We start from the raw sequence: 5,648 nt of genomic DNA, 5'->3' as shown, positions 1-5,648 counted from the left end.
GTTTTTTAGTTATGGATTAAGGAATTTTGACCTGTCAAACAATTCATAAAATGGAAACCATACATTACATTAGTTCCGAAATACTATCGCTTGAAATACTGAAAGATATATTAACACAGGATAAAAAACTGGCACTCTCTGAAGAGGCAAGGGTAAATATAGAAAAGTGCCGCAATTATCTTGATGAAAAAATGAAGGAGCACAGCGAGCCCATTTATGGTATTAATACAGGTTTCGGTTCTTTATATAATGTAAAAATTTCTAATGACAACCTTGCTAAGTTACAGGAAAACCTGGTAAAATCGCACTCCTGCGGCACAGGTGAAGAAGTACCTGCAGCAATAGTTAAAATAATGTTGTTGCTTAAAATACAGTCGTTAAGCTATGGTAATTCGGGTGTGCAGCTTGAAACTGTCGAAAGGCTTATCGAATTTTATAATAATGATATACTGCCTGTAGTTTACACACAGGGTTCGCTTGGCGCTTCGGGCGACCTTGCACCACTGGCACATCTTTCGCTGCCACTGTTGGGCGAAGGCGAAGTTTATGCCGATGGGTTTAGGCAGCCTGCTAATAAGGTACTTTCTAAAATGGGGTGGGAGCCGGTTGTGCTTAAATCTAAAGAAGGGCTTGCGCTGCTTAACGGCACACAGTTTATGGCGGCTTATGGCATTCATATACTCATCAAATCAATTAAGCTTAGTTACCTATCAGATGTGATAGGTGCTGTTTCCTTAGAAGGGTTTGACGGCAGGATAGAACCTTTTAATGAGCTTATACACCTGATAAGGCCGCACAAAGGACAGATAGTTACTGCTAAGCGTATGAACGAAATTTTAGAGGGCAGTGAAATTATTGCACAGCATAAAAAGCACGTGCAGGACCCATACTCTTTCCGTTGCATACCGCAGGTGCATGGTGCCAGCAAAGATGCCATAGATTATGTAAAAAAAGTATTCCGCACAGAAATTAACTCGGTTACTGATAACCCTAATATTTTTATTGACAGCGACGAAATCATATCTGGAGGTAACTTTCACGGGCAGCCACTTGCCCTTGCGCTCGACTTTTTAGTTATTGCCCTTGCCGAACTTGGCAGCATATCCGAAAGACGTACCTATCAGCTTATATCAGGCCTGCGCGGCTTACCACCGTTTTTAGTGAGCAACCCGGGATTGAACTCAGGGTTTATGATTCCGCAATATACCGCCGCAAGTATTGTAAGCCAGAACAAGCAACTGGCTACTCCTGCAAGTGTTGACAGCATAGTATCATCTAACGGGCAGGAAGACCATGTAAGCATGGGCGCTAATGCAGCAACAAAGGCACTTAAGGTAATTGATAACTTAGAGCGCATACTTGCCATAGAACTGATGAATGCCAGCCAGGCAATAGAATTCAGGAGGCCTTTAAAATCAAGCGAATTTTTAGAGTCGTTTATAAAATCATATAGGGAAGAAGTCCCGCTTGTTGAGGATGACAGGATACTGCATTATGATATAGAAAATACCATTGCCTTTTTACAGCATTTAGAGCTTGATGAAAGTGTATTTGAATAAAAAATTCCATTTCGGGCGTAGTCGGGAAATCTTCAATCAGATTTCTTGCTTTACTTTGTTACGCCCGAAATGGAATAATATTCTCAGCTTTTATCACTCAAACCTATCCGACAGGAACACTATGGTTTTGCTGAATACTTCCTGCATTGTCTGGATGTTCCAGTCGCCATGCCCACCATCAGGATAAAAATTATATTCGTTATATATACCTGCCTCATCCAGCGCAGCTTTAAGCAGCGGTCCCTGTGATGAAGGTATCAATGGGTCCTGCCCGCCAAAAAAGGAAAGGGTAGGGGGCGCTTCTGTGGTTATATGGGCTACTGGGTTTAGTGCTTCAATCTGTTCTGCTGTGGGGCTTGCAGTGCCAAGTAAAGTTATTGCCGACTGCTCATATAATGGATGCCCGGCATAGGCCGGGTCTGTAAAATCAGCAGGGCCTACAATGTTCACAACAGCTTTTACATCATTATCGGTATCATACTTATAGCTGTACAACATAGATAAATGACCGCCTGCACTAATGCCTATAAAGGCATAATCATCGGATAGCGTGTAGTCGCTTTCCTCAAGATGTTCTATCACGCTTTTAATATCGTCAACCTGCATGGGGTAGGCAGGATTTTGTGCAGAGGCCAGCCTGTAATTCATGTTTACTATGGCATGGTTGGGGAATTCAGACTTAATTGTGGGGATTATAAAGTTCATATCCTCTTTTTGCCCCGCTACCCACGAGCCGCCATGAACTAATATAATAACCTTTGTACCATTAGTTCGGTTCTCCGGGAGGTACACATCCATTTTTTGCTGGTTGTGGTTGCCATAGGCAACATTAAACAGCTCTTTTGCAGCAAGGGGCGCAGTTGAATTATTGTTTTTATCATCATCAGAACTGCATCCTGTAGTCAGGAATAAAAACAGCAGGGGTAGTAATAATAACTTTTTCATAGTTTTATTGTTAGGTTATGCACATTTGTTAGTGCAAATAACAACAATTACTATGCCCGGTAACGTTAAATAAAATACAAACTAAATAACCTTTTTTATTACCCGGAGTTTGTGAGTGTGCCTTCGGGTATCAATATTGTAAATGCCTAAATGATCAAGCCTGTCAATACGCACCTTGCCGTGGCCGTGTATAATATAATTGTCTTCCATTATAATACCTACGTGTATAATAGCTCCTTCTTCATTATCAAAAAATGCAAGGTCACCCGGTTCGCTCTCCTCTATAAAGCTTAAGGCTTCTCCCTGTGTGGCCTGTTGGGATGCATCACGTAACAGCTTATAGCCATTAAGCTTGTAAACCATTTGTGTAAAGCCCGAACAATCTATCCCAAAAGGTGTCTTTCCTCCCCACAGATAAGGCGCGTTGAGGTACATGAATGCTGTACGCAAAAGATTATGTTTTCCGTTTACACCTGTAGCACGTAACCCTTCAAAAGTATAATTATCAGTATTTATGGATGGATGGTCTAAAAAAGAAAGTGATGCGCCAATAGGTATGGGCATCAGCTGGTTTCCGGGAGTGGTAATATATTCAATGAGGTCGGCATTAAGTACTGCCGGAACTTTTTCAAGTTGCTGGTATTCGCCTTCAGTAATATTCCTGAACTGCTTGTTATCTATCCACCCTGTATAGCTGTCATATGCAAGTGCTATGCGCGACCATTTTTGGTTTTGCTCCAGTATTTTAAAGTGTTCGCCAAAAAGCACCTGCGATGTCATTTCGCTTCTGTCGCTGGGTTCAAGGCGCAGTGGCACAATAGCAAGGTTACAAATACCAAACATTATGTGGGTTATATAGTATTTAGTTATTAAAAAGCGTTGCTCCGGTTAACCACAAATATAGTAGTTAATTCCGTAAGCAACGCTAATCATTATTGTTGTTTTAAGATAAGTTATTAAGGTAATCTACGCCTCACGTAAAATCTTTTCCATCTTACGGCCTTTAGCCAACTCATCTACCAGCTTATCAAGACACCTTACTTTTTTTGTTAAAGGATTTTCTATTTCCTCTATCCGATAACCGCAAATAACTCCTGTAATAAGGTTGCAGTTTGGGTTTAAGTCGGCATCATTAAAAAACTGCTCAAAAGTTACTTTTTCATCTATAAGCTGTTGCAGCTTTTCATCAGTATAGCCTGTAAGCCATTCTATTACCCGGTGCAGTTCTTCTTTAGTCCTCCCTTTTTTCTCCACCTTAGTAAGGTAGTGCGGGTACACAGAGGCAAATGTCATGCTTGCTATACGCTCATCGTGACTTTTCATGGCTTTACTGCTTACTTATAATTTATGCCCTCTCTATAACTATGGCAGATGCACCGCCACCGCCATTACAAATAGCCGCAGCACCTATTTTACCATTGTTTTGCTCAAGTACACTCAGCAGGGTAACTATTATCCTTGCGCCTGAACAGCCTAGTGGGTGTCCAAGCGATACAGCACCACCGTTTACATTTACTTTAGCAGGGTCTAACCCAAGAATTTTTGTATTGGCGATACCTACTACAGAGAAAGCCTCGTTAAATTCAAAGAAATCAACATCATCTTTTGTAATACCTGCCTTTTCAAGCGCTTTTGGTAATGCTTTTGCCGGCGATGTTGTAAACCATTTTGGTTCTTGTTCTGCATCGGCATAGCCTTTAATGTAAGCAAGCGGCTTAAGCCCAAGCTCGTTAGCTTTTTCCTCGCTCATAAGTACAAGTGCTGCCGCACCGTCATTTATAGTAGAGGCATTTGCCGCAGTTACGGTACCTTCTTTAGTAAATACTGCATTAAGTGAAGGTATTTTATCCAGCTTAACATTGGTATACTCTTCATCTTTGGTTACTATTATCGGGTCGCCTTTACGTTGCGGCACAGCTACGGGAACCACTTCGTTATCAAATTTACCTTCTTCCCACGCACGGGCAGAACGCTGATACGATTCTATTGCAAAATTATCCTGCTCTTCGCGGCTTATTTTATATTCTGTAGCACAAAGGTCGGCACAAACGCCCATTGCATTATTATCATAAGCATCGGTAAGGCCGTCTTTCTGTAATCCGTCAATCATGGTAACAGGCCCAAATTTACTGCCGTTTCTCATCTGCACATAATGCGGAATAAGGCTCATGCTTTCCATACCGCCGGCAACCACAACATCTGCATCGCCGCACATAATGCTTTGCGCACCCTGCATAACGGCTTTCATGCCCGATGCACATACTTTGTTTACAGTAGTAGCCACAACATTGTCAGGAAGCCCCGCGTGCCTTGAAGCCTGCCTTGCAGGAGCCTGGCCCACACCGGCCTGAACTACGTTACCCATAAGCACCTCTTGTACAAGATTACCGTCAAGGTTTATTTTATTAAGCGCTCCTTTTATTGCAGCAGCCCCAAGATGAGAAGCCGGGACAGTGGATAATGCACCCATAAAACTACCTATTGGCGTGCGCGCTGCTGATACTATAACTACTTTTTTATTATTCATTGTAAAATTGTGTTATTACGGTTGATGTTGCGAAATTACTGATTTTTACCGCTTATAAAAACAAAGTATTTAAAAAAATATCGATATGTATCAATTTTTTTATTGATGGCTCATTTTTGGTGCCTGCTGTATGTAAAATAATTACTATTAAACGAAATGTGTTTATTTTAAAATATGTTTGGCATTAGCTTAAGGCAGCCATGGCGTTTCGTTTTGTAATTTTATAATCTAACCATTAAAAAATTAGTTATGTTCGGAACCATTATAGCCATAGGAATTGTTGTACTGCTTGTAGTTTACCTGGTAGGCAAGTATAAAAAAGAACCAACAAAAGAACTGATAAAAATAGAATCGGATGCCAAACTGCTGCACAACCTTGACCTGAGGCCAGGAGAGCAGGTTGAGCTTATTGCACATCCCGAACGTAATGAGGTAGATGTATTTTCTATCAGGTCTGCCGACTTAAAAGACAGGCTTGGCATAATTAAAAATCGTTTCATTTACAATAAAATCTTTAAAAGGGAAGCAGGCGCAAAAGTACATTCGGTAAACAAGCATTCAGTGCTGCTTCAATTAACCGATATCACTGAATCGGCTAAATAAGTATATGTATTACC

At 41.1% G+C, this 5,648-nt stretch carries 6 protein-coding genes; 2 read left to right on the top strand and 4 right to left on the bottom strand.

The features are described from left to right. Positions 1-50 precede the first annotated feature (50 nt). The gene (gene hutH / locus Q0K96_RS14885; protein ID WP_297334770.1) at positions 51-1,559 is read left to right on the top strand and encodes a histidine ammonia-lyase; all 1,509 of its coding nucleotides are present in this window, start codon (positions 51-53) and stop codon (positions 1,557-1,559) included. 93 nt (positions 1,560-1,652) lie between these two features. Here hutH and Q0K96_RS14880 read toward each other — a convergent pair whose 3' ends face one another. From Q0K96_RS14880 to Q0K96_RS14865, 4 genes are all read right to left on the bottom strand, one after another. Then, positions 1,653-2,504 (bottom strand): alpha/beta hydrolase, encoded by an 852-nt coding sequence (locus Q0K96_RS14880; RefSeq protein ID WP_297334769.1) that lies wholly within the window; start codon positions 2,502-2,504, stop codon positions 1,653-1,655. A gap of 81 nt (positions 2,505-2,585) precedes the next feature. Further along, positions 2,586-3,347, bottom strand: a complete 762-nt coding sequence (locus tag Q0K96_RS14875) for a C40 family peptidase (protein WP_297334768.1) — start codon at positions 3,345-3,347, stop codon at positions 2,586-2,588. A gap of 123 nt (positions 3,348-3,470) precedes the next feature. After that, complete coding sequence (locus tag Q0K96_RS14870) at positions 3,471-3,827, bottom strand: DUF2200 domain-containing protein (protein WP_297334767.1); 357 nt, start codon at positions 3,825-3,827, stop codon at positions 3,471-3,473. Between the two features lie 22 nt (positions 3,828-3,849). Next, a complete protein-coding gene (locus tag Q0K96_RS14865) occupies positions 3,850-5,031 on the bottom strand; it encodes an acetyl-CoA C-acyltransferase (protein ID WP_297334766.1) in 1,182 nt (393 codons plus the stop codon). Between the two features lie 249 nt (positions 5,032-5,280). Here Q0K96_RS14865 and Q0K96_RS14860 point away from each other — a divergent pair, with 249 nt between their 5' ends. Further along, positions 5,281-5,634 carry a hypothetical protein gene (locus tag Q0K96_RS14860; protein ID WP_297334765.1) on the top strand — a complete coding sequence of 118 codons (354 nt, stop codon included), beginning with the start codon at positions 5,281-5,283 and terminating at the stop codon, positions 5,632-5,634. Positions 5,635-5,648: the final 14 nt, after the last annotated feature.

This window comes from Flavobacterium sp. (assembly GCF_024305175.1).
Taxonomy (GTDB): Bacteria; Bacteroidota; Bacteroidia; order Flavobacteriales; family Flavobacteriaceae; genus Flavobacterium.
Note: the sequence above shows the minus strand (reverse complement) of the source record. Positions and strands in the feature narration are given on the sequence as shown.

Bases quoted from the DNA above. Each gene is read 5' to 3' on its own strand.
- hutH (WP_297334770.1), top strand. From the start codon at position 51: ATGGAAACCATACATTACATTAGTTCCGAAATACTATCGCTTGAAATA.
- Q0K96_RS14880 (WP_297334769.1), bottom strand. From the start codon at position 2,504: ATGAAAAAGTTATTATTACTACCCCTGCTGTTTTTATTCCTGACTACA.
- Q0K96_RS14875 (WP_297334768.1), bottom strand. From the start codon at position 3,347: ATGTTTGGTATTTGTAACCTTGCTATTGTGCCACTGCGCCTTGAACCC.
- Q0K96_RS14870 (WP_297334767.1), bottom strand. From the start codon at position 3,827: ATGAAAAGTCACGATGAGCGTATAGCAAGCATGACATTTGCCTCTGTG.
- Q0K96_RS14865 (WP_297334766.1), bottom strand. From the start codon at position 5,031: ATGAATAATAAAAAAGTAGTTATAGTATCAGCAGCGCGCACGCCAATA.
- Q0K96_RS14860 (WP_297334765.1), top strand. From the start codon at position 5,281: ATGTTCGGAACCATTATAGCCATAGGAATTGTTGTACTGCTTGTAGTT.